Origin of the sequence: Streptomyces sp. NPDC001787 (assembly GCF_040297465.1) — a bacterium.
GTDB lineage: Bacteria > Actinomycetota > Actinomycetes > Streptomycetales > Streptomycetaceae > Streptomyces.
This window is the reverse complement of sequence record NZ_JBEOZE010000010.1, coordinates 132,932-157,205: the sequence shown is the minus strand read 5'-3', so window position 1 is coordinate 157,205 and position 24,274 is coordinate 132,932. Positions and strand designations below refer to the sequence as shown.

The following is a 24,274-nucleotide window of genomic DNA, read 5'->3' as shown; positions in this document are numbered from 1 at the left end:
GGGGCGCCCGCCGGACCGCTGCCGATCCGGAACGCGCCCCCAGCGGGCCGGGGGTTCCAGACTACGACCCGGGACCGGGCACCGCGTGCCCGGCGAGACGCGGGGGGACGTTCCCCGGCCGGAAGCCGTCCGTCGCTCCAGCGGCACCGCTCACCGCCGGTCGCACACCGTTCATCTCCATAGCGCACACAGTTGCGTCCGGGATCCTCACAGAAGTGATCCCACCGTCTAGTCTTTGCCCGACCATTGCACAACAGCAGGACGGGTAACCGGGAAGCAGCCGTCGACCAGCACCGCAGGGCGATCCCCCGACGGTGTGCGGCCACAGGGCACCAGGCAGCGGGGGCGTACGTGGGCGAGAACGAGATGTCCGTATTCGGGGTCTCCGAGGCCGAGGAAGAGATCTACCGGCACTTCCTGCGCAATCCCGGCACCTCCGCCGACGATCTCCATCTCCTCCTGCACTCCGAGCCGCGGGTGGCCCGCGCCTGCGTCGCCCGGCTCCAGGAGCTGGGGCTGCTGCACCCGGAGGGCGCCGATCTCCGGATCTTCCCGACCGATCCCGAGGTCTCGCTCGCCCGGCTGGTCGATTTACGGCTGCACGCGCTGCACCAGGAGCTTCAGCGCGTCACCCGTTCCCGGCACATCATCGACGGTCTACGCGCGGAGCAGGGGGCCCGGACGCCCCCGCCGCAGGGCATCGAGCAGTTGGAGGGGCTCGCCCAGATACGCAACCGGATCGACGATCTCGCGTTCTTCGCCCGGGACGAGATCCTCTCGGTGGAGCCGTACACCAAGCTGTCGCCCGAGAACATCGCCCGTTCCCGGCCGCTGGACCTGCGCTGTCTGCGCCGGGGCGTACGCATCCGGAACGTGGTCGCCCGCGCCGCGCTCCAGGATCCGCCCACGGCCGCGTATCTGCGGGAGCTGGCCGCGCACGGGGCCTCGATCCGGGTCACGTCGGACACGGCGGAACGGCTGCTCGTCTACGACCGCAGAGCCGCGCTCGTCCCGCTGGACCCGCGCAACACCGCCCGGGGCGCGCTCCTGGCCCACCGCAGCGGGCTGGTCTCCAACATCATCGCCCTGTTCGAGAAGATCTGGGACCAGGCCGAGGATCTCGCCCGTGCGGGCGGCCAGGACGACGCCGCCGCGGACACCGGGCTCTCCGGGATCGAGCTGCGGGTCCTCATGTCGATGTGCACGGCGGGCAAGGACGAGTCGGGCGCCCGTGAGCTGGGGGTGTCCGTCCGGACCTACCGGCGGCACGTCGCCGACCTGATGCAGACGCTGGGCGCCGCGAGCCGGGCGCAGGCGGCACTGCGGGCCCGCGAACGCGGCTGGATCTGAGGGGTACGGGGAGACGGCGGGACGGGGAGACGGCGGGACGGGGAGACGGCGGGACGGGGAGACGGCGGGGCCGCGCGCCGGAGGCACGGCCCCGGTCACGGCTCCCTCGTCCAGCCGTGCAGCGCCGCGTCCGACAGCACCCGCGACACCGCCAGCCGCACCGCGGACGCGTCCGTCACTCCGCTGAGCCGGATCCGCAGCACGACCCGGTCCTGGCCGACGTCCCCCGGGGTGCAGGGCCAGTGCGCCGGCAGCATCCCCAGCATCCGTACGACGGTGGTCTCCCCGGTCGGGGCGGTACGGTCGCGGCGCACGATGACCACATCGGTCCACCGGGGGTTCATGCCGCCGCCCTCCCGCCGTCCGGCCCCGCTCCCAGCACCTGCCGGGCCGCGGACGCCATCGCCCCGATCCCGGCCGGCAGGGCCGTTCTGACGTCGGGGGCGAACCCGGGTGCGTGGTTGGGCGGTACGGGCTCGCCCCCGGCGCGGGCGGCACGCCACTGCCGGGCCCCCGTCGTACCGAGCATCCAGTACGCCACCGGCACGCCCGCTTCGGCGAACCACGGGAAGTCCTCCGTGGCGGTGGTGGTCCCGAAGTCCAGCACCCGGTCCGGCCCCAGCAGGCTCTCGTGGGCCCCGCGCACCGCGCCGGTCAGGGCCGGGTCGGGAACGAGCACGGGGGAGCGGGCGGTCACCGTGAAGTCCGGTTCCCGGGGAGTGCCCGACGCCGCGCACTCGGCCCGCACGACGCGTTCGGCGGCAGCCGCCATCCGGTCGAGCACGGGGGCGGAGAACGCCCGGAGGCACAGGGAGAGTTCGGCGGTCTCCGGAATGATGTTGCCCCGCTCCCCCGCCCGCAGCGACCCGACGGTCAGCACGGCCTGTTCGGCCGGGGCGGTCTCCCGGGAGACGACGGACTGGAGCCGCAGCACGATCGCGGCGGCCGTCACGACCGGGTCCACCGCCAGGTGCGGGGTCGCCGCGTGGCCGCCCCGGCCGTGCACGGTGACATCGGCGGAGAGGCTGCCCGCCATCAGGGGGGCGGGGCCGGGGGCCGGGTGGGCGAGCATGCCCGCCGGGAGCGGCGCGGCGTGCTGGGCGAGGACCGCGTCCGGGGTGCCGAAGCGCTCGTACAGCCCGTCCTCCAGCATGGCCCGCGCCCCGGTCAGGGTCTCCTCCGAGGGCTGGCCCACGACGAGGACGGTGCCGCGCCAGGCCGTGCGGGCGGCGGCGAGTTCGGCCACGGCACCGGCCACCGCCGCCATGTGCAGATCGTGGCCGCAGGCGTGCATGACCCCGGGGACGGTGCTCGTGTAGGGCAGGCCGGTGCGCTCGGTCACCGGCAGCGCGTCGAGTTCGGTGCGCAGCATCACGGTGGGCCCCGGGCCGTTGCGCAGGACGCCGACGAGCCCGTGGCCGCCGCCCACGGAACGGGTGACCGTGCAGCCGTGGCCGGCCAGCCGGGCCGCGAACCGGTCGGCGGTGCGGTGCTCGGCCCCGGAGAGTTCGGGGTGGGCGTGCAGGTCGAGGTAGAGCTCGACCGCGGAACGCAGCACCGAGTGCTGCACCGGGCGCCGCACCGGCAGGGGTGTGGACATGGAGTCGGTCCTCTCCTTCGGACATGCGGGAAGCACCAGGGGTGCGGGGCGTGCGAGGGGCGGAGCGGTACCAGGAGTACGAGCCTGCGCCGACCCGCCGTCAGCGCCCCGCCGTTCCGCTGTCACCGGATGCCAGCGAGGTGACAGCGAATGCCGGGCCGATCTGACAGCGGCGGAGCCTGCAATGGACCCACCGCAGGGGAACAGCGCCGGAGCCGCCGGCCGGTCCCCCCGACACCAGGGAGAACACCATGGCCCCCAAGACTGAGCTCGCGACCCTCGCCGACGAGATCCTGGAGCTGGAGTCGGAGACCTTCGAGATCTCGGACTACTCGGACGCGGTCGAGGTCGTCCTCGCCGGTTCGACCTCGTCCTCCTCGACGTCGACCTGCTCCAGCACCACCAGCACCACGTCCTGCTGCGCCTGATCCCCCACCGGGAACAGCGCGTTCGACGCACCTCCGGCAGCCCCCTCCGTACTACGGAGGGGGCTGCCGGCCGTAAGGCGCCGGGACCGGGACCGGATTCGGCCGCCGGGGCGGGTGCGGTCACGGGAACGGGTGCGGGACGGCCTTGATCTCCGCCTCCGGCAGGTCGTCGCCGCGGTGGCCCGCCACCCGCAGCGCGGTGCGCAGCCGGGGCATGTGCAGCGCCCGCTGCCTGGTCCAGCCGAAGTCCAGCGGCAGCAGCCCGGGGACGGTGGTCGAGACCGTGTGCAGGCCCATCCGGCGCTGCTCGGGCGTCGTCTGGTCGACGGCGATCACGTCGTACCCCGCCGCCGTCAGCTGGTCGCGCAGCAGCCGCAGATCGTCCAGCAGATCGCCCGTGCGGGGCCGCGTCGGCTCCCAGTCGGCGAACGTCTCCTCCAGCGGGGCCACCACCGTGGGCTCCAGGTATTCGCGGGCGTGCCCGGTCATCGAGGGCAGACCGTAGAGCTGGGCGTGGTCCTTGAGGTGCAGCACCTTGGTGAAGTCCTGTGCCATGGCCTCCAGTTCGCTCCGCCGCTCGGCCACCTGGTAGGGCAGGTGCGGGATGTAGGTGAGGACCTCGGACAGCGCCGCCTCCACCGTGCCCTCCGGGTCGAAGCCGGCCGCCGCGCTGAACGAGAGGGTGCCGTACCCGCCGTCCCGGCGCACCGCGAGCGCGGTCACGACCGGTACCGCGAGGTCCATCCGCGTGTCGAAGGCGTGCACGTCGTAGCCGTGCAGCGCGGCGCGGTCGAGCATGGAGCGGACGGCCGGGGAGCGGCAGGAGCCGAGGTCGATCGCGGCCGGCCGGACCCGCCCGTACCAGGCGAGCAGGAAGGCGTCCCGCTCGACGAGCTCCAGGAGCCCGAAGAGGATGGCCTCCTCCAGGCTTCCGCCGGTGGCACAGCCGTTGGAGCACTCGAAGACGAAGTTGTCGGCCTCCACTCCGGCGCTGTAGTGGGCGAGCCGCGCGGGAACGAGGATCGGGCGGTCGTCGCGCAGCGAGTGGCCCCAGACCCAGGGGATCGCCCGGTCCGGGTCGAAGGGGCTGACGAGGTGGTCGCGCGCGTAGGTCTCGGGCGCGTAGAAACCGCAGTCCGCCGGGTTCAGCGCCCGGTCCGCCAGGTTCGTGTACGAGTCGACGACGGGTGAGGTGCCGCGCCTGCGGTGGGTGCCCGCGTAGCGCTCCAGTCCCTCCAGGTAGGCGAGGGTGCGGCTGGTGGAGTACCGGTTGGCCTGGCCGCTCCAGGTGACGTCGTTGAGTCCGGCGTAGCCGCGTACGAAGTGGGTGCCGGCGACCGGTGCCGTGGTGGTGGACGCCGGGTTGATCCAGGTGTCGGAACCGAGCGCGCCGCAGACGGGGTTGGCGAGGGCGGCGGTCGGCAGGGGGTAGGAGTCGAGGGAGCGCAGCCGGTAGCCGTCCGGGTCGGGCTTGGGGCTGGGGATCAGCCGCATCCGTGCGGCGGCCTCGGTGTCCGGCACCTCGTGGACGCAGACGGGGCACAGCGGTTCGGGCAGCAGCGGGAAGGTGGCCGTGGCGAGCGTGCCGAGGTCGACCCGGGTGACCTGGGGCAGCGCGCGGTCGGCCGCGGTGGCGGTGGTGTCGGTGGGCCGGGTGCGCCCGCCGGACAGGACGGCCCGGTACGTGGCCCAGACGGCGTCCACCGCGTAGCCGGTGAGCACCGGCCAGTGGATGGCGCCGTGCGGTTCGTGGCCGAGTTCGAGTGCCTCGCGCTCGGAGCGGCTGCGCAGCCGCTGCCAGCGCATGGCGAGGCACTGGCCGCAGGCGCTGTCGTCGTCCCCGCCGCCCCAGGGGCCGATCAGCACGGCCCGCGCGGTGAGCTGGACGTTCGCCGCGGGGCGGGCGGCGGCGTACGGGTCGGGGTGGCCGAAGCCGAGGGTGTCGGCGGCGCCCAGCGGGACGACGCGGGGGGCGGGCAGGCCGGGCGCGGGCGACCGCTCGTGGAGCCGGGAGAGCGCGGACTGGAGGTGGGTGCGGGCCGCGTCGAGCGGGGTGGACGCGGCTGCCGTGTGCACCGTCGTGGCGGTCATGACTTGTCGCTCCAGCGGAAGGTCCTGAGCGCGACGGCGCCGAGGACGAGCGCGAATCCGGCGAGCACCGCGCAGGCGATGCCGATGTCGGCGAGGGAGCCGCGCCCGGTGACGGCGCCGGAGATGCCGTCGTTGAGGTAGCGCAGCGGCAGGACCCGGGAGAGGCTCTGCATCCAGCCGGGCATGGCGTCCAGCGGGAAGAACGAGCCGGACAGGAAGGCCATCGGGATCATCAGGCAGTTGGCGACGGCGGCGACCGCCTCCGGCGTCTTCGCGTAGCTGCCGACGATGACGCCCATGGCGAGGAACGCGGTGATCCCGAGGATCAGCACGGGCAGCGCGAGCGGCCAGCGGCCGTCCAGTTCGAGGCCGAACGAGGGCAGCAGCGCCACCGCCACGAACAGCACGGCCTGTACGGCTCCGATGCCGAGCGCCAGCACATAGCGGGAGGCCAGGACCGAGGAGACCGGGGTGGGGGTCATCCGGATGAGCCGCAGGATGTCGTCGCGGCGCCACTGCATGAGGGTGAAGCCGACGCCGAAGACGGCGGCGTTGCCCACGCCCCAGGACAGCACACCGGGGGCGATGTAGTTGATGTAGGGCTTTCCGCTCTGCTCGACCGTCTGGCCGTGGAAGATCAGCCCGAAGACCACCAGGAAGATCAGCGGGAAGGCGAAGGTGAAGAAGAGGGTCGTCCGGTCACGCGTACAGGCCCGGTATCCGGCCTGGCTCAGCGCGGCGTATGCGCTCATCGGGGGTGTCTCCGTATATCGCTGGGAAGGGCGGGGCTGCCAGGGTGACCCGGTGGCCGGGGCGCGTTGCCGCACGGCTGCCGGGGGCCGGGGGCCGGGACTGGTGCGGGGCGGGGGCGGGGGGACACGGCCTACGGCTGCGGGGCGCCGGCACCCGCGCCCGCGCCCTCGCTCGCGCCCACGCCCGTACCCGCACCGGTCAGCGCGAGATAGACGTCTTCGAGGCTCGCGGTGCGCGTCTGGACGCCCTGGAGCCCGGTGATCTCGTCGACGGCGGCCAGTACCCGGCCCGATTCGAGGGTTTCCAGCACGATCGCGTCGGCCTCCTCGGCCGCCCGGTCCACACCGGGGATCGCCAGCGCCGCGGCGAGGGTGAGCCGGCCCGCCGGGACCAGCAGACGGGTGGTGGGGCTGCCCGCCGCGATCAGCCGGGCGGGGCTGTCGAGGGCGGCGACCTTGCCGCCGACCATGATCGCTACGCGGTCGCAGAGCGCCTCGGCCTCGTCGAGGTGGTGGGTGGTGTAGACGATGGTGCGGCCCGCCCCCTTCAGATCGCGGAGCACCTGCCACAGGGCGCGGCGGGCCTGCGGGTCGAGGGCCGCGGTCGGCTCGTCCAGGAAGATCAGCTCGGGGTCGTGGACCAGGGCGGAGGCGATGGCGAGCCGCTGGCGCTGGCCGCCGGAGAGGTCGTCCACCCGGGTGTCGCCCTGCTCGGTGAGCCCGACGGAGGCGAGGGCCCGTTCGGCCGCCGCCGTGTCGCAGCGGTAGAGGGCCGCCATGGTGCACAGGTGCTCGCGGGCGGTCAGCCGGACGAAGAACGCCGACGCCTGGGTCTGTACGCCCAGCCGCGGCAGCAGGGCGACGTTCCTCGGCCAGGGACTCGTGCCGAGCACGGTCACCGTCCCGGCGTCCGCCCTGCGCTGGCCCTCCATGATCTCGATGAGGGTCGTCTTGCCCGCCCCGTTGGGGCCGAGCAGACCGAAGAACTCCCCGCGGGCGACCGTGAAGGACACCCCGTCGACGGCCCGGGTGTCGCCGTACGTCTTGTGCACGCCCTCCAGGAGGACGGCCGGGGAGTCCGCGGAACCCGGGGAGTCCGGGGCGGAGCGGGGGGTGGTGGGGGTCATGGAACTCTCCTTGGGAGGGGCATCAGGCCGTCAGCAGGTGGTGGGCGGCGGCCACGGCCGCTGCGACGATCGCGGCGAGGACGAGCAGCGAGCCGATCCCGTAGGCGGGATAGGCGATCCGGGCCCGGCGCGGGTAGCCGGCCGCCGCCGGGTCGCGCCGGACGACGAGCCGCAGATACGCGCCGGCCGAGGCGGCGAGCCCGGTCGCCCCGGCCAGCTGGCTCGCGATCTTGTAGCCGTCCAGCGGCGGGAAGGGCACGAGCATCGCGAACGCCTGGACGCTGCCGAGCAGCAGCAGACCGGCCAGCGCGTCGTGCGTGGCGTCGTCGAGCGGGGCGAACAGCCACAGGGCGCAGAACGGCAGGAGGAAGACCAGGTTCATCACCGCGCCCGCGACCGCCGTGCCGATCCTGCGCCAACGGCTGCCCAGATAAAGATAGTTGTCCACCGTGCAGTACATGATCACGACGGGCAGCCGCCAGCGCAGCCCGATCTCCGCGACCCGGCCGCCGTAGTGCCGTGCGACGACCCCGTGCGCCAGCTCGTGCAGGGCCGTGCTCAGCCACAGCAGCGTGGCGGCCCCGGTCAGCAGCACCGGGTTGGTGAACAGCTCCCGTACGGCGAGGAGCAGTTCACCGGCCCTCAGAACGACGACGGCCTCCATCGCCACGACCATGGCCAGCAGGGGTATCAGCCACCCCGGCGCGAGCAGGAAGCCGACCGCCCGGTGCAGCCGGGCGGTGGTGGCGTCCGCGTCGGCGACCAGCCGCAGACTGCCGCGCAGGAGACTCCGGGCGGGCGGGCCCGCCGGGGCCGCCCCCGCCGCGGCAGCGGGCGCACCCGCCGCAGCGGCCGGCGCGGGCGCCCCGGCGAGCAGGCCGCGCGAGCCCAGCATCCGCAGGATCTGCTGCCAGTTGGCGTCCGCCAGCCTGCGCCCGTACCGCGCGGCGTACTCCTCGCCGATCTCCTTCAGGCTGCGCTCCCCGTCCATCCGGGCGATGAGGAAGTGTTCCTTGGTGCCGACCTTGAAGGAGTTGCCGCTGTCCGTGTCCTTGATCAGATGCACGGTGGCGGCGCCGTCCAGCAGCGCGTCGCTGAGCAGCACCCGGGGCCGGAGCGCGGGGCGGTACTCGGCCAGGGCCCCGGGGGTGCTCACGCGGTCCCCCGCAGGGCCCGCCCCAGCACATGGCTGAGATAGGCCTCGTCCCTGATGGTGACGTGGAGGCGGTTGTTGGTCATATGCATGTACGGGGACAGGAGCAGCGGCAGCGAGCGGGCCGGGTCGGTGACCAGTTCGTCGCGCTCCCCGTCCCACGAGCGGAAGACGAGGTCGCCGTCGGCGGTCAGCTTGCGGGCCCGGTCGCGCAGTTCGGCGCAGTGCTCGGCCCAGCCGCCCAGGAACCCGGGCAGAACGGCCGGCTCCCCGGCCTCCCGTACGCCCCCGTCCTCCCGGGCGCCCCCGGCGGTGGCGGCCATGACGCGCTCGAAGCGCGCGGTGAGTCCGGCGGCCATCGCCGCGTAGTTGCGGTCGTACTCCTCGGTGCCGATGAACCCGGTGCCGGGGAAGGCCTTGTGCCAGAACTCGTAGTAGCTGTCCAGGTAGTCCGCCAGCTCGGTGCGGTCCGGGAGGAAGGTCGCGGACATGACCATCATCAGCTGGGCGGAGGTGCCCAGCAGCACGGTGCGCAGATGGAGGTTCTTGGAGCGGAAGGCGTCGATGACCAGGTCACTGGAGTGACGGAAGTGCCATTCGGCCAGCTCGATCCCGGCCGGGCCGCCGTACTTCCCGTACTCCGGCTCGTAGGGCATCGCATGGCGCGAGTTGTTCGGGCGGAGGTTCATCCGGCCCTGGTCGTCCATGTAGTGGCCGCGCTCGCTGCCGGGGAACTCGATCTCGAAGAGCGTGTTGTAGAAGTCGTTGAGGAAACCGGAGTCCACCTCGTACAGCGCCGGGCGCTCGGCCAGGAAGGCGTCCACGGCCCGCTCGGCGCGGCGCGTCACCTCCTCGGCGGCGGCCGGCGAGGAGGGCCGGAGCCTGAGGCGTACGTGCGGTCCCTCCAGCCAGTAGTTGATGAAGAAGTACCCGGCGAGGAGCCCGTCCGCCTCCAGCTCGTCGACCAGCGGGCGGACGCAGTGCAGGAGCAGGGGGCGCGGGTTGGCGGCGTAGAAGATGTGCAGGGCCTGCCAGGGGCCCGGGGGTGTGGCCGGGCCGGCGGTGGACGCGGTCGCGGCGGTGGGGACGTTCATGGGGTCTGGGTACTCCTTCGGACGGGTACGGCCGTCTCCACGGCCAGTTCGGCGACATGGCGGCCCCGGGCGGACACGGTGTGCAGTCCGTCCTCGTCGGGCAGCATCTCCCGGAACACCACACGCGCCTGCGGGGACTTCAGGAGCGCCTCGAACGCCGACAGGGAGAGCGGGCTGTCGAAGTCGAGGTACTGCGGCTTGGCGCCGGTCGCGCCCCGCGCCCCGGTGTCCGACACGGTCGCGAACACCCGGTCCGGCAGCCCGTGGGCCCGCCGGAAGCCGTGCCAGCCGAGGAACCAGACGTCCTCGGCCACCCCCGGCCCGCGCAGCGGCAGTACGGCGGCGGGGGCGCTCCAGCTGCGGCGGCTCAGCACGACGCTGCCGTGGCGCACCCTCGGCCGCCCGGTCACCCCGCCGACCGGAGCGCCCTCGGGAACGCCGCCCCACACATTGAGCGGGGCCATCGAGGTCGGGGAGAGCAGCAGGAGCGTGCGGGGCAGTTCGGGCAGGGCCAGCGGTACGAGATAGCCCAGGTACACGGGGATGACCTCGCGCCCCAGCCGGGTGGAGCGCAGGATCAGCCGGTCCTCGTCCGGGTCGTGGACGAGGTGGAGGTCGTCGAGGTCCAGCCGGAATTCCCCGGGCAGGGTGCCGCGCTCCCCCGGGCAGACGATCTCGTACCGGGTGAGGCGCCCGTGCAGGTTGAGGTTGCTGGTGACGGGTCCGCCGGTGATCTCGGCGAGGACGGCGCCCTCGGGCACGATGTCCTCCGCGCCCGCGAGCAGCCGCGCGTCAAGGGTGCCGGTCTCGGCGCCGGTGCCGTGTCCGTCGAAGAGGTGCGTGAAACGGCTGAACGGGAAGGACACCCCGCCGTACGAGCGGTTGAGGACGACCAGCGGGTCGCCGGGCCGGTCCACCAGCTGGAGATGGTGGCTCATCGGGGCGAATCCCGGTGCGAGCGGGTCGAGTTGCCCGGCAACGGCGGCGAGGAAGTCCTCGTCGACACGCACCTCGCCGCAGCCCGGCTCCGTCGACTCCCACAGGGCCCGCATCCGCTCCACGAACGTCTGCCGTGCCGCGTCCAGGGCCTTCAGCTGCGGCTGGCCGAGCCAGTTCACCTCCGGCACATAGGTGCCCTCGGCGTCGAAGGTGGTGTGCCCGGCGGTGAACGACATGTACTGGTCGAAGAAGTCCTCGTGGAAGTCGTGCACGAGTTTCAGCAGGTCGTCGCAGCGTCCGCCCTGCCCGTACCGGGCGAGGAAGAAGCCCTTGAAGGTGATCCGCTGCGGCAGCGTCAGATCGAACGCGGGCAGAATCCGCTCCACCGCGCCCAGCGGTCCGGCGGCCAGCTCCTGCCAGGCCGCCGGGTCCATCGTCACCTCGCGCCCGGCCGCCACGTCCTCGTACAGCAGGGTCTGCGGGACCTTCGCGCGTGCGGCACCCAGCTCCTCCTCCTGGACCCGGATCAGCTCGTCCCGCAACTCCGCGAGGAGCGCGCGCCGTTCGTCCGGGGAGGCGTCCGCGAAGCGCTCGACGCGGGCGGCGGCCCCCTCCAGCCGGTCCGCGAGCCGGTCCGCCCAGGGCCGCCCCAGGCCCCGCAGCGAACCCTGGAACGCGCGCAGCGGGTCGGTGTCGTGCACCTCCGTCCGCAGGCACGGCACCTGGACCATGCCGAGGTCCAGGAGCGCCTGGAGGTACTGCGCGCATTCCTCCTCGGTGGCGCCCCGGTCCGTCGCCAGCCAGCCGGAGAGCTCGCCGTAGCGCAGGGTGCCGCGCTCCTCGAAGAGGCCGAGCAGGCGCTCCAGGGTGCCGCTGCGCCGCAGGAAGAACAGCCGGTCCTTCACCGCGTCGAAGGTCACGGCGGTGTCGTCGTCGCCCGCCGTGACCCAGCGGCGGACATAGCGCACCCGGTCGTCGTCACGGCCCCAGCCGGAGGCGAGGGCGACCGGCAGATCGGCCCGGCGCACCGGGTCGGCGATCACGGCGTCGGCGAGCCGGCCGAGGGCGACGACATTGAGCCGCACCTGCCCCCGCCAGTCCGCCCCGACCCGTACGTCCAGCCCGCCGTCACCGTCGAGTGAGCCGAGCGCGACGCCGGTGAAGGTGGAGAACGGGCTGGTCTTGCAGACGGTCCGGTAGAGGTAGGAGAGCAGCGAGCGTTCGATCTTGCGCTGCTTCTTGTCGGGCGGACCGTCCGCCGCCCGGTGGATGAAGGCGCCCAGCTGGGCGTCCAGGGTGGGCGAGGCCAGCAGCAGGCCCTTGCGCAGCCGGTCCTCCCCCGCCAGCCGGCGCAGTTCGGCGCGGCTGCGGCCGGTCTCGGCGGCGAGCAGGGCGGCGCCCTCGCTCCGGCGCTCGTCGAGCCCGCGCCGGCCGGCCAGCCAGTCGGCCAGCGTGTCACCGGCCGCCGGGTCGAGGCCGCGGACCAGGGCCAGCGCCCGGTCGGCCGCGTCGGCCTGCGGCAGCCGGTTGTTGAAGACGTCCCGGCGGAGCTTCAGCAGGGCGCGGCGCAGCGGCTCGTCGTCGCTGCCGCCGATCAGCCCGTGCAGCTGGTCGCCGACCGCCTCGGCGCCCCGGCTCAGCCGCTCCGTCGTGTCGAGCATGTCGTCGGCCCAGCGACGGCTCCCGGGGCAGCGCAGTGCCCGCACGCTCTCGACGGGCAGCCCGGCGACGCGCAGCATGAACGCGGGCCGGGTGACTGCGGGGTTGGCGGGATTCGCGGGATTCGCGGGATTCTGCTTCATCGTCCGTACCCCCGGCTCAGGCGATCTCGTAGCGGAAGTCGGCGGGGGCGGGCCGTTCGTTGCCGACCATCATGATCAGCAGTGGCGCTTCGCCCGTCTCCGCGAGGCCCAGTTCCTCGATGTACGAGATGTTGTCGAAGCCGAGCGCCACCCCGCAGCCGAGGTCGACCGCGGACGCCGCGGTGTACACGCTCTGCGCGACGGCCCCGATGGCGGCGTTGACCAGGCGGTAGCCCCGGTCGCCGACCGCGTCCAGGACGGCGGTCGTACGGACCGTGGGCACCAGGACCGCGCCCGCCTGCTCCAGGTTGTAGTTGGAGAGGAAGTAGTTCTTCTGGAGGAACTCCCCCGGCCGCCCCTCCTTGATCAGCCGCAGGCTGTGCGCCTCGGGGTCGTACGCGTAGCTGCCGGGGGCCAGCCCCTCGACATGGCTGACGAACGCGTACAGCTTCGCCAGCCGGGTGCCGCCCGTGTCCCCGCCGATCCGCGATCCGGTGGTGGCCGCGGCGAGACAGGTGGCCAACTGCTCCTGGCTCACCGGCCGTTGCGCGTCGAAGCGGCCGAAGCTGCTGCGCCGGGCGCGCAGGGCGGTGCGTACGTCGGTCTCCAGCGCCCGCGCGGGCACGAGCGCCACCTCGGGGAGCGCGGGGTCCGCGGGGTGCGCGGCGGCCGGGGCCAGCGCGTCCGGGGCGGGGCGGGTGGCGGCGCGGGCGGAGGTGACCGCCTGCATCCTCTCCAGCGCGTCGAAGGCGAGGACGGTGCGGGAGCGCTCGACATCGCGGCGCCGCACGGAGACGGGAGCGGTGGCGGGCCGGTCACCGGCCGGGCCGTCCGCCGCGCCCGCCGCTCCGGGCCGGTCCGCCGCGCCCGCCCACTTCAGGGGGACGACGGCGAAGATGCCCTCCTCCCGGGTGCTCACCCCGAGCAGCGAGGCGAGGCGCTCCTCGTCGAACCAGAGCGCGGGCTCGACCGCGAGGCCCCTGGCACCGGCCCACAGCCGCCAGGTCTGCACACAGGCGCCGACGTCCATGGAGACGGCGTGGAAGGAGAAGTTGTTGTACTTGAAGGAGTTCTGCCAGTACTTGACGCCGAGCACCAGGTACTGATCGGTGGCGGGCCCCGGGGCCCCCTCCCCCAGCGCGGCCCGTACCTCGCCCGACACATCGCCGGTGAGCAGCCGCTGCATGGTGTGGTGCCGGGTGGAGTAGTAGTGCACCCCGGGCGGTACGGGCCCGGCGGCGCCGGAGACCCAGTAGACGCTCACGGGGTACAGGCCGCCGCCGGAGGCGGAACCCCGGGACCAGTTGGCGAGCGGGTAGTGGGGCAGGGCGCTCAGGTCCGTGTTGGCCTGGACACCGAGCCGGCGGCCGGTGAGCCCGTAGGAGTCCCGGAGCATCCCGGAGAGGACGGACAGGTCGAACTCCCCCTCCGCGCCGCCGTCCTGGGCCAGGCCGCGGTCGAGCGTCGCGTGTGCCGGGTAGTCGGCGGCGGGCAGCGGCAGGCTGTCGGCCCCCGGGTAGAACTTGGCCTTGCGCGGTCCGTCCGACCAGTTCGGTACGAAATCCGCGGGGTCCATCGGGACCCGGCCGCGCTGCATGATCGCGGCGGCGTATTCATGGGCGTACCCCATGGCGAGCTCCTTGGTCACGGGAAGGGATGGGGCGCGGGGTTGAGGTCGGCGTCGGTGAGGTCGGTGCCGCGCAGCCCCGCCTCGCGCAGCGCGGTGCGCAGCCGGGGCATGCCGAGCGCCCGCTGCCGGCTCCAGCCGAAGTCGATCGGCAGCAGCCCCGGCACGATGACGGAGACGGTGGTCAGGCCCAGGGCACGCTGTTCCGGCATGGTCTGGTCGACGACGATCACGTCGAACCCGGCCCCGGTGACGGCGTCCACACACCGCCCCAGGTCCTCCCGCAGGTCGTCGGAGACCGGGATCACCGGGTGCCGCCCGCCGCTCCGGTCACCGCCCGCGCCCGCGCCCGCGGCACCTGGTCCGGTGCCGGCTTCTGCTCCGGCTCCGTACAGCTCGGCGAAGGACCGCTTCGGCGGGCGCGGCGCTCCCGGTTCGCCGAGCAGGAAGTGGGCGTTGTCGCCCATCTCCGGGATGCCGTAGGCCAGCGGGTGGTCGTGCAGCGCCTCGACCTTGTCGAAGTCGTAGGCCATGGCGCGCAGCCGCGCCTCGTCGCGTTCGGTGCGCCCCTGGAGGTTCACGGCGTCCGTGGCGATCTCGCAGAGCGCGCCGGCCAGCGCCGCTTCCGGGTCGAGCCCGGCCCCCGCGCCGAAGCACATCCGGCCCGGCCCGCCGTCCGGGCGCACGGCGACACCCGTGACGACGGGTACGGGGAAGGTGATCCGGGTGTCGAAGAAGCGGGCCTCGTAGCCGTACATCTCCAGCCGGTCCACCATCCGCCGGGTGGCCGGACGGGCGCTGGTGCGCACGTCGATCTCGGGCAGGGCGGCCCGCCCGTACCAGGCGAGCAGGAACGCGTCGCGCTCCACGACCTCCATCAGCCCGAAGTAGACGGCCTCCTCCAGACAGCCGCCGGACGCGCAGCCGTTGGAGCTCTCCTGCACGAAGCGGTTCTCCAGGCCGGGGGCGTGGTAGTACGTGAGCACCTCCGGGACCAGGACCGTGCGGTGGTCGCGCAGCGAGTAGCCGCGCACCCAGGGGATTCGCCGGTCCGGGGTGAACGGGGTGACCCGGGGGTTGGCCCGGTGGAAGGCGTCCGAGTACAGCCCGCAGACCCGTGGGTCGAGCGCGTGCTCGCCGCGCCCGCGCAGGCCGTGCAGGGAGTCGCGCACCTGGGCGCGCTTGGCCCGGGACCGCATGCCCGCGTACCGCTCAAGGCCTTCCAGGACCCCGATGCGCAGGCTCTCGGCGAAGGTGTCGGCGTGGCCGCCCCAGAACGTCTCGCGGAGGTACTCCCCCGAACGCATCGAGAAGCGGCCGATGGTGGCGGAGGTGGAGGCGGAGGCGATGTCCCGGACGACGGACGGGCCCAGCGAGCCGCAGACCGGGTTGGCGTACGGCTCGACGGGCAGCTCGTAGTCGGCGATGTCCCGGACCCGGAAGCTGCCGGGCTTCCGCTTGGGCGCGGGCCGCAGGACGAGCGTGGCGGCCTCCTCGGTGTCCGGCTCCGGACGGCCGCAGTCGGGGCACTCCGGGTCGGGGACGAGCGGATAGCCGCGGACCACGAGGGTCCGCAGATCGACGAGGTGGACGAAGGGGAAGGCGCCGGTGTCCGGACCGGTTCCGCTCAGCCGGGCGGCGATGACCCCCGCGAGGGTCTCGGCGCCGAACGGGGTGACATAGGGGCTCTCCCCGGCCGCCCGGGTGCCGGAGCCGAGCTCCAGCGCCTCGCGCAGGGCGACGGAGCGGACTCCCTGCCAGCGCCGGTCCAGACAGCGCGCGCAGGGCTGCGGCGCCCCGGCACCCTCGTCCGGGGCGGTCGCGGATGCCGGGAAGGGACCGACGACGGCGTGCTGTCCGTAGTAGCGGACCGGCACGGCGGGCATCCGGGTCCCGTCCGGTGCGACGGCGTCCGTCCGCGCCCCGTCCGGTGCGACGGCGACCGGCGGGGTCCCGTCCGGTGCGACGCTCCCGGCCCCCGTACCGCCCGCGAAGGCGTCGTGCACGCCCAGCGGTGCGACGTCCAGCGGCGGCGGGTCACCGAGGTGCCGGGCCAGCCCCTCCCCGATGAGCCCCGCGAGCAGACGGGTGGACTCCGCGAGTACGGCGTCCGCGGTCTCAACGGGCATCGGGGCCGCCCTCGCCGTCCACGGTGAGGAGCACCCGGGCGGTGCTGATGCCGCCCGCCGGGAGGTCGGCCGGGGTGGTGGACACATACAGGGCGTCGCGCCCGGCCTCCCGCAGCCGGTCGAGGACCGCCTCGAAGGTGGTCGTCTCCCCCTCCGCGGCGACGGACTCCCCCGTCACCGCGACCGTCCCGGCGGCGAAGTCACCCAGCAGCGGGTCGCCCAGGTCCGGTTCGGCATCCGGGTCCTCGGCGGCCAGCTGCACCTGACCGAGCAGGTCCCGCAGGGCGGAGCAGGCCGCCGTGCGCCGCGACAGACCGGCCCCGACCGCCCAGCGCCCGCCCGCCGGGCCGCTGTCCGCCTCGCGGGCCAGCACCACATGGGCCGAGGTACGGGCCGCCTCGCCCAGGTCGAGAAGCTCCACCGAGACATCCAGGTTGGCCGCCGACTTCAGCAGGAACACCAGTTCCGGGTCGGCCGCGTCGGCCGCCACCGGGCTCACCCCGGTGGTGCCCCGGACGGCCCGGAGCAGCGCGTCGTGCGCGAGCGCCGACATCAGGCCGCGTCCCGCCGCCTCCCGCGCGCTGCCGCCCGCGCCCGATCCGGCCGAGGTCGCCAGGTGCAGCCGGTCCCGGTTGTGGGCGCCGAAGGTGCGCACCGCGGCGGCGGGCACCCTGACCGGCTCCTTGCCGATCAATGAGGTCGCGGTGACCCAGGCCCGCGGGCGTACGCCGGTGCCGCCCCCGGTGGTCAGCGCCTCCGGGGCGAGTACGAGGTCCGCCGCGCCCTCACCGGCGGCGGCCTCGGTGTCCGCGGTCTCCACCGGCACGACGTGCTCGACGTACGCCTCCGCCGCCGCGTACAGCGCCCGCATCCGCGCGCCCGCCAGATGGTGCACGTCGAACGCGGCGATCCGGCGCCGCACCCCGGCCCCGAGCGCCACCTCGACCCGGCTGATCTTCAACGGGGTCTGGGTCAGGCTCTCGTCGTCGTACCGGCTGAAGATCCCGGTGAACGGGCGTACCAGTGCCGTGCTGATCCGGTTGAGGTCCTCGACCAGCGCCTCCGCGTCGCGGGCGGTCTCCACGGTCGGGGTGACGGGGAGCGCCAGGCCCGGCGGCAGCGCGTCGGGCTCGCGGTCGTCGAGGGCGGCGCAGCGGAGACAGCGGGGGTGGGGCTGGACCGGCTCGGCCATCACATCGAGCGACTCCAGGTCCTGGACGAGGACCTGGCCGTCCGTCTCCGCGGGCAGGGCGCCGGTGGCGATGCGGAAGATCTCGTAGCCGAGGAGGTTGCCGACCATCGCGGCGACCGGGCCGGACAGCGCGTTCCCCGAGGCCGTGACCGCGCCCGCGGCCTCGCCCCAGAGTTCGGCGGCGGGCCCGGGAGCCACGTTGCCGCCCAGCCGCAGGACCGCGCAGGACCAGCAGCCGGTGGAGGTGGCGGTGGCGAGCGGGCCGACGACGAGACGGCGGCCGAACGACCAGGCGGGGATCAGGGTCCGGCCCTCGGGCACTCCGGCGGCCAGCAGGCGGTGGGTGCGCGCGCCGGCCCCGGCGCCGGTCACCACGACCACGTCGTAGCCGTCGAGCGCCGCCCAGCCGGCCTCCGGCCCGGTGCCGGGGGCGCCCTGTCCGGCGTCCGTGTCCGGGACGATCCGCCCGATGTGCGCGCCCGCCCCGGCCGCCTCGGCGGTGACGTCGTCGAACGCGGCGGCCGTGCCGATCCGGACGCACCCGTTGCGCACCAGGCTCAGCGCGCACCAGCGGGCCACCTCGTCGTCGCCGAGGACGGCGACGCGGGTGGCGCGGAAGCGGGCGAAGCGTTCCGGAGCGCCGTCGGCGTAGTGGTCGACGTAGGCGATCTGGGCCGCGAACCGCTCGGCGACCCCGTCCGGCAGGGGCTGTGCCGTGCCGTCCGCCGCCGGTATGTCACGGGCGAACCCCCGGGCGTACAGGGTCTTGACGAGCTCGGCGGCCATCGCGCGCTGGGCCGGTCCGAAGCCCGCGCAGAGTTCGGAGAGCCGGTGGTGGCCGGTCAGGTGCGGGACGACGAGGGAGGCGAAGCGGTAGGCGGTGCGGCCGGTCAGATGGAAGCCGCCGTCGGCGTTGTGGAAGAGCACCCCGCCGGGGGTCTCGGTGAACAGCACGTCCTGGCGGATGCGCGGCCGGGTCCCGGCCAGCGAGTCGAACGCCCCGGTCCCCTTCCCGGCCGGCGTCCCGGTCGTGGCGGCTGCTCCGCCTGCGGCTACGGCTTCGCCTGCTACTGCTGCGGCGGCTTCGGCACTCTCGGCCATGGGTTCACACCTTCTCTGTGCGGCGGATGCGGATCCGGGCGGTTCTTCGTATGTGGGCGCGGAGCAGGGCATGGATGCGGTACGGGCCGGGCGGGCCGTCCTCCAGCAGTCCGGCGTCGGCCAGTTGCTCCAGCACGGCTTCGGTCTCCGGTGCGGTGTCCCCGGTCACCGGGATGTCCGGCGGGCCCGCCCCGACCCGGAACAGCGCCTCGGACAGCCGGGGGTCGAGCCGGTCGATCGCCCGGTCGAACAGACCGGAGACGGACAGGCCCGGGGAGTCGGTCAGGGTGAGCCGGGCGAGCGGGTCCTCGCCCAGCCAGTCGACGGCGTGGCCGAGCTCCAGCCCCGGCCGGGTCACCAGCCGGGCGGTCAGGATGCGCAGGGCGGCGGGGAAGTGTCCGCAGAGCGCGGCCAGCCGGCGGGCGGCCACGGGTTCCGCCTCGACGCGTTCGGCGCCGAGCGCGGCCAGCAGCAGGGCGTGGGACTCCGCCTCCGTGAAGGCGGAGAGCCGGTGCACCCAGCCCCCGTGGGTGGCGATGAGTCCGGCCAGTCCCATCCGGCTGGTGACGACGACGGCGATGGCGGGGCCGTCGGCCGGGAGCAGCAGCGGGCGCACCTGATCGGCGTCCACCACGTCGTCGAGGACGAGCAGGGCGCGTTCGCCCGCGCTCCCGGAGCGCAGGGCCTGCGACACCTCGGCCACGACCTCGGGGACACGGCGCGGTTCACCGTCGGGCCGGGTCATCCGGACGAGCAGCCGGCCGGCCGGGAAGGAGTCCCGCACCAGGTGGGCGACCTGGTGGGCGAGCGCCGACTTGCCGATGCCGGGCGCGCCCGACACCAGGACGGCGAGCGGCTGCCGGTCCTTCGCGCCGGGTTCGGCCGCCGCCGTGAGCCGGGCGACCATGGCGGCCGTCTCGGCCTCGCGCCCGGTGAAGTGGGGGACGGGGGGCACGGGCTGGACCCCGGGGGCGTCGACGACCTCCCCCTCGACGACCCGGACGGCGGAGGCGGGACCCCGCGCGGAGCCGGGCCCCGGCGCGGGCCCCAGCGCGGGGGCGGGCCCTCGGGCGGGGGCGGGCAGGGAGGCGGTGTCCGCCCTTCCCAGGTCCTCGCCGCGCAGGATCGCCAGCTCCAGCTGCCGCAGGGCGGGCGACGGGTCCACTCCCAGTTCGTCCAGGAGGAAGCCCTTGACCCTGCGGTACTCGGCGAGTGCCTGGGACTGCCGTCCGGTCCGGTAGAGCGCCTCGATCAGCTGCTCGTGGAACCGTTCGTGCCCGGGATATACGCGCGTAGCGGTCCACAGTTCGACGAGCGCCTCTCCGCAGCGCCCCAGCCCCAGCAGCAGGTCGCAGACCCGCTCCACGCCGCGCAGCCGCTCCTCCGCGAGCCGTGGCACCTCGTCCCGGTGCAGGACGTCGGAGCGCACATTGGCGAGCAGGGAGCCCTGCCAGAGCGACAGCGCGTCCTTGAGTGTGTAGAGCTCCGCCTCCGGGTCCTCGGACAGGGCCACGGCCCGGCGTACCTGGTCGCGGAAGCCGAGGAGGTCCAGGGTGTGCGGTGCGGCGGTGATCCGGTAGCCGCCGGGCACCGCTTCGATCGCGGTCTCGGTGACCCCGTGCTTGGTGAACAGCCGGCGCAGCCGCAGCACACAGGTCTGGAGGGCGGCCTTGGCGGTGGCGGGCTGCTCCTCGCCCCAGACGGCCCGCTGGAGATATTCGGCGGACACCACGGAGTTGGCGTGCAGCAGGAGGGCGGCGAGCAGGATCGTGGGCTTCGACGGCTGGAGTACGACGGTGTCGGGGCCGTCCGCGAGGGCCAGCGGCCCGAGGAGCTGAAACCGCATCACGGCTTCCGCCCTAGTCCCAGCCGTTGACCAGCTTGCACACCTGAACGGGCCCGGAGGAAACGGGCAGTCGCCCGAGGAGCTCGTCCAACTGCGTACAGATCGTGTGGACCGCGTGTCCGGGAAGCCGTTCCGGGGACCCCGCGGCGGGGGCGGCCGAGGCGGAACCGGTGGAGAGTGCGAGCGAGACGAGCGTGAGAGCGGTGACGGCGACGGCGCCGCGCACCGTACCGCGCGGCGTCCGCGAAAGCGGAGACAGCAAAGACACAGTCACGTTTTCCCCTTCGGCTGTGGCGTCCTGCCGGGGAGTCCCGGCACGGATGAATATGCCAGCGGGGAACGAGACGGGGCCGGGGCCGTGATGACAGCTTGCTGCACGGGGCGCGGCAGCTTCGTGCAGGGCGGACACGGGCCGGTTTCGGGACGAACGTGTTCGGCCCCGGGGCGTTTGGAGGAACGCCCCGGGGCCGGCACCGTCATTCTACGGTGACCGCTGTTGTCAGCCGTCCGTCGCGATCGCGTTCAGGACGTTCATCCGGCCCGCCCGGAAGGCGGGGACGAGCGCGGCGAACAGTCCGACGAAAGCCGAGCCGACGAAGACCGTGAGGATCGTCGGCCACGGGATCTCCAGGACCCCGAGGCCCTCCAGCGCGAGCAGCTTCTGCGCCGAGGTGCCCCAGCCCATCCCCAGGCCGAGTCCGAGCAGGGCGCCGAAGAGGGCGATGACCACGGACTCCAGACGGATCATGCGGCGCAGCTGGCGCCGGGAGAGCCCGATCGCCCGCATCAGGCCGATCTCCCGGGTCCGTTCGACCACGGACAGGGCGAGGGTGTTCACCACGCCGAGCACCGCCACGATGATCGCCAGGGCCAGGAGCCCGTACACGATGTTCAGCAACTGGCCGATCTGGTCCTTCAGTTCCTGCTTGAAGTCCGTCTGGTTCTGCACCTTGTACTGCGGGTACGCGTCGATCGAGGCCTTGAGGGAGGCGTAGGCCTCCTTCTCCTTGCCGTCCCGCGCCTTGGCGAACATGATCCCGTTCTTCGGCATCCGGTCGGCGGGGACGTACTGTTCGGCGGTCGTGATGTTGGTGTACATCGCGCCCGTGTCGACGCTCGTGTCGTCCGAGGTGATCGCGGCGACCTTCAGCTTCGCCGTGTCGCCCGCCTTGAACGCGACCGTGATCTCGTCGCCGACCTCGACGCCGTGCTCCTTCGCGTAGCCGTCGCCGACCGACATGGCGTTCTTGCCGTACGCGGCGGCCAGATCACCGGCGACCGTCTCGCGGCGCAGGTCGTCCTTGTACGTGGGGTCGGCGGCGACGATCTCCTCGTCGTTCGCGACACCGTCGGGTGCGGTGATCCTGACGTCGATGGTCCGGTACTCGGTGAGGTGCTCGATGCCGGGCGCCGATTCCAGCGCCTTCGCGGCCTGGGGCACGATCAGCTGGCCGGTGGGCGACTGGACGATGAAGTCCGCGCCGACCGACTTGTCGAGCTCGTCGGTGGCCGAGGCCACCATGGACGAGCCGACGACCGAGAGGCAGGCCACCAGGGCCAGGCCGATCATCAGGGCCGCGCCGGTCGCCCCCGTACGCCGGGGGTTGCGCAGCGCGTTGCGCTCCGCCAGCCGGCCGACCGGGCCGAACAGCCGCAGCACGACCACGCTGAGCGCCCGCACCACCAGACCGGCCAGCAGCGGGCCGATCACGATGAAGCCGATCAGGGTGAGGAACACGCCGAGGGCGAGGAACAGCGATCCCTCGCTCGCCTTGTCGGCCTGGGTGGTGGCCCACAGCGCGGCGCCTCCGGAGCCCGTGAGGACCAGGCCGATACCCGCCCGGATCCAGCCGGACTTCGCGTCCGCCGGGGTCCCGGCCTCGCGCAGCGCGGCCATCGGGGAGACCTTGCCGGCCCGGCGGGCCGGGATGTAGGCGGCGAGGACGGTGACGACGATGCCGAGCACGAGTCCGGTCGCCGGGGTCGTCCAGGCGAGGGTGAGGTCGCCGGTGGAGAGCTCCATCCCGATGGAGCCCATCAGCTTCATCAGCCCGACGGCGAGCCCGACCCCGGCGGCGACGCCGAGGACCGATCCGACGATGCCGAGGAGTACCGCCTCCACCAGTACGGACCGGTTGACCTGCTTGCGGCTGGAGCCGATGGCCCGCATCAGGCCGATCTCACGGGTGCGCTGGGCCACCAGCATGGAGAAGGTGTTGACGATCAGGAAGATGCCGACCAGCAGGGCGATCCCGGCGAAGCCGAGCATCGCGTACTTCATGACGTCGAGGAAGGACCCCATGGAGTCCTTGTTGGCGTCGGCGGCCTCCTGCTGGGTCTGGAGCGTGTACGGGGCCGGGTCGCCGAGCGCCGAGGCGACGTTCTTCTTCACCTGCGTGTCACTGACGCCGGGTTCGGCGGTGACGGAGACATGGGTGAAGGCGCCGGGCGTGCCGAGCAGCTTCGCCTGGGCGGTCGCGGTGTCGAGGTAGACGATCGCGGCGCCCGGGTTGGTCACCTTGAACGAGGCGATCCCGCTGATCCGTGCCGTGATGTCACCGGTGACGGCGATCGTGCGCAGTTCGTCGCCGATCTTCAGGTGGTGCTTCTCGGCGGTGTCGGCGTCGACCATCACCTCGGTGGGGCCGCGCGGGGCGTGGCCGGAGGTGATCTCCATGGAACGCAGGTCGTTCCGGGTCCAGTTGCCCGCGAGCGTCGGGGCGCCGGTCTCCGACCCCATGTTCTTGTTGTGGCTGTCGACGACGGTGACCGACGCGCTCATGACGGCGCCCTCGGCCCGCTCCACCCCTTCGGCCTTCCCGGCCAGCTGGACGACGGAGGCGGGCAGCGACTCGGGCTTCCCGTTGTCCGGCATGCCGTCGCCGCCCTTCGGCGACTTCGGGCTGATGGTGACATCGGCCGATGTCGCCGCGAAGAGCTTGTCGAAGGTGGTGTTCATCGTGTCGGTGAAGACGAGCGTGCCGCACACGAACGCCACCGACAGCATGACCGCCACGGCGGACAGCGCCATCCGCCCCTTGTGCGCGAGGAAGTTGCGCATCGAGGTCTTCCAGACGGTCATGACGTCCGCCCGCGTGCGTCGAAGTGCTTCATCCGGTCCAGGACCTGGTCGGCCGTCGGGTTGTACATCTCGTCGACGATGGAACCGTCGGCGAGGTAGAGCACCCGGTCCGCGTAGGAGGCGGCCACCGGGTCATGGGTCACCATGACGATGGTCTGGCCCAGGTCGTCGACCGACCGGCGCAGGAAGGACAGCACCTCGGCGCCGGCCCGTGAGTCCAGGTTCCCGGTGGGCTCGTCACCGAAGATGATCTCCGGCTGCGAGGCCAGGGCGCGGGCCACCGCGACACGCTGCTGCTGACCGCCCGACAGCTCGGTCGGCCGGTGCTTCAGCCGCTCGGAGAGACCCACGGTCTCCACGACCTGCCGGAGCCAGCCCGCGTCGGGCTTACGGCCCGCGATGTCCATCGGCAGCGTGATGTTCTCGATCGCGTTGAGCGTCGGAAGCAGGTTGAACGCCTGGAAGATGAAGCCGATCCGGTCCCGGCGGAGCTGGGTGAGCTTCTTGTCCTTGAGCTTCGTGATCTCGGTCTCGTCGAGGAAGATCTCGCCGGAGGTCACGGTGTCGAGCCCGGCCAGGCAGTGCATCAGGGTCGACTTGCCGGAGCCGGACGGCCCCATGATCGCCGTGAACTGCCCCCGGGCGATGTCCACATCGACATGGTCGAGCGCGACGACCCGGGTCTCCCCCGCCCCGTACGCCTTCACGACCTGCCGTGCTCGCGCAGCGACGGCCGTACGCCCTCCAGTGCCCCCGTGCCTGGGAATGGTTACAGCCGTTGTCACGGTTTATCTCCTATGTCGGTCAATGGCGGAACGTCTCTGCGTACGTTCCGAGTCTCGGGTGGGGAGGGGCCCCGGCGCGATGGTGCTCAGCGCAGTCCTGTGGTGGGGTTTTCCCCACCCCGCCCCCCGTTGCGGGCCGCATTCGCGACGTAGGGAAAGGCTAAGGAACGGGCCCT

At 73.4% G+C, this 24,274-nt stretch carries 17 protein-coding genes; 2 read left to right on the top strand and 15 right to left on the bottom strand.

What is annotated here, in order from left to right:
• Nucleotides 1-351 precede the first annotated feature (351 nt).
• Entirely contained in the window at nt 352-1,350 is a 999-nt protein-coding gene (locus tag ABT170_RS16790) for a helix-turn-helix transcriptional regulator (protein WP_329943747.1), read from the top strand.
• Nucleotides 1,351-1,445: 95 nt separating this feature from the next.
• Here the strand turns inward: ABT170_RS16790 and ABT170_RS16785 are convergent, their stop codons facing one another.
• Together ABT170_RS16785 and ABT170_RS16780 are read right to left on the bottom strand one after the other, a co-directional pair.
• Complete coding sequence (locus tag ABT170_RS16785) at nt 1,446-1,694, bottom strand: hypothetical protein (protein ID WP_329943748.1); 249 nt, start codon at nt 1,692-1,694, stop codon at nt 1,446-1,448.
• Entirely contained in the window at nt 1,691-2,950 is a 1,260-nt protein-coding gene (locus tag ABT170_RS16780; protein ID WP_351868048.1) for an amidohydrolase, read from the bottom strand. Before ABT170_RS16780 ends, ABT170_RS16785 begins: the two co-directional genes overlap by 4 nt.
• A 251-nt stretch (nt 2,951-3,201) precedes the next feature.
• On the opposite strand from ABT170_RS16780, the gene ABT170_RS16775 reads away from it, so the two are divergent.
• A complete protein-coding gene (locus ABT170_RS16775; protein WP_073726004.1) occupies nt 3,202-3,378 on the top strand; it encodes a thiazolylpeptide-type bacteriocin in 177 nt (58 codons plus the stop codon).
• 120 nt (nt 3,379-3,498) lie between these two features.
• On the opposite strand, the gene ABT170_RS16770 is transcribed toward ABT170_RS16775, so the two are convergent.
• From ABT170_RS16770 to ABT170_RS16710, 13 genes are all read right to left on the bottom strand, one after another.
• Nucleotides 3,499-5,469 carry a TOMM precursor leader peptide-binding protein gene (locus tag ABT170_RS16770; protein WP_329943750.1) on the bottom strand — a complete coding sequence of 657 codons (1,971 nt, stop codon included), beginning with the start codon at nt 5,467-5,469 and terminating at the stop codon, nt 3,499-3,501.
• A complete protein-coding gene (locus ABT170_RS16765) occupies nt 5,466-6,221 on the bottom strand; it encodes an ABC transporter permease (RefSeq protein ID WP_351868044.1) in 756 nt (251 codons plus the stop codon). The genes ABT170_RS16770 and ABT170_RS16765 overlap by 4 nt, the downstream gene beginning before the upstream one ends.
• Nucleotides 6,222-6,352: 131 nt before the next feature.
• Nucleotides 6,353-7,348: an ABC transporter ATP-binding protein gene (locus ABT170_RS16760; RefSeq protein ID WP_351868041.1), complete on the bottom strand. Its 996-nt coding sequence runs from the start codon at nt 7,346-7,348 to the stop codon at nt 6,353-6,355.
• 22 nt (nt 7,349-7,370) lie between these two features.
• On the bottom strand, nt 7,371-8,504 hold the full coding sequence (locus ABT170_RS16755) for a M50 family metallopeptidase (protein WP_329943753.1): 1,134 nt from the start codon (nt 8,502-8,504) through the stop codon (nt 7,371-7,373).
• The gene (locus ABT170_RS16750) at nt 8,501-9,595 is read right to left on the bottom strand and encodes a lantibiotic dehydratase C-terminal domain-containing protein (protein WP_329943754.1); all 1,095 of its coding nucleotides are present in this window, start codon (nt 9,593-9,595) and stop codon (nt 8,501-8,503) included. The genes ABT170_RS16755 and ABT170_RS16750 overlap by 4 nt, the downstream gene beginning before the upstream one ends.
• On the bottom strand, nt 9,592-12,336 hold the full coding sequence (locus tag ABT170_RS16745) for a lantibiotic dehydratase (RefSeq protein WP_351868037.1): 2,745 nt from the start codon (nt 12,334-12,336) through the stop codon (nt 9,592-9,594). Before ABT170_RS16745 ends, ABT170_RS16750 begins: the two co-directional genes overlap by 4 nt.
• 16 nt (nt 12,337-12,352) lie before the next feature.
• Nucleotides 12,353-13,966 carry a SagB family peptide dehydrogenase gene (locus ABT170_RS16740; protein ID WP_329943929.1) on the bottom strand — a complete coding sequence of 538 codons (1,614 nt, stop codon included), beginning with the start codon at nt 13,964-13,966 and terminating at the stop codon, nt 12,353-12,355.
• 14 nt (nt 13,967-13,980) lie between these two features.
• Complete coding sequence (locus ABT170_RS16735; protein ID WP_351868034.1) at nt 13,981-16,092, bottom strand: TOMM precursor leader peptide-binding protein; 2,112 nt, start codon at nt 16,090-16,092, stop codon at nt 13,981-13,983.
• Nucleotides 16,082-18,385 (bottom strand): TOMM precursor leader peptide-binding protein, encoded by a 2,304-nt coding sequence (locus ABT170_RS16730; RefSeq protein ID WP_329943757.1) that lies wholly within the window; start codon nt 18,383-18,385, stop codon nt 16,082-16,084. Before ABT170_RS16730 ends, ABT170_RS16735 begins: the two co-directional genes overlap by 11 nt.
• Nucleotides 18,386-18,389: 4 nt before the next feature.
• Nucleotides 18,390-20,231: an AfsR/SARP family transcriptional regulator gene (locus tag ABT170_RS16725; protein WP_351868030.1), complete on the bottom strand. Its 1,842-nt coding sequence runs from the start codon at nt 20,229-20,231 to the stop codon at nt 18,390-18,392.
• Between the two features lie 13 nt (nt 20,232-20,244).
• On the bottom strand, nt 20,245-20,505 hold the full coding sequence (locus ABT170_RS16720; protein ID WP_329943759.1) for a hypothetical protein: 261 nt from the start codon (nt 20,503-20,505) through the stop codon (nt 20,245-20,247).
• A gap of 225 nt (nt 20,506-20,730) precedes the next feature.
• A complete protein-coding gene (locus ABT170_RS16715) occupies nt 20,731-23,313 on the bottom strand; it encodes an ABC transporter permease (RefSeq protein WP_351868027.1) in 2,583 nt (860 codons plus the stop codon).
• Nucleotides 23,310-24,098, bottom strand: a complete 789-nt coding sequence (locus ABT170_RS16710; protein ID WP_266931716.1) for an ABC transporter ATP-binding protein — start codon at nt 24,096-24,098, stop codon at nt 23,310-23,312. The genes ABT170_RS16715 and ABT170_RS16710 overlap by 4 nt, the downstream gene beginning before the upstream one ends.
• Nucleotides 24,099-24,274: the final 176 nt, after the last annotated feature.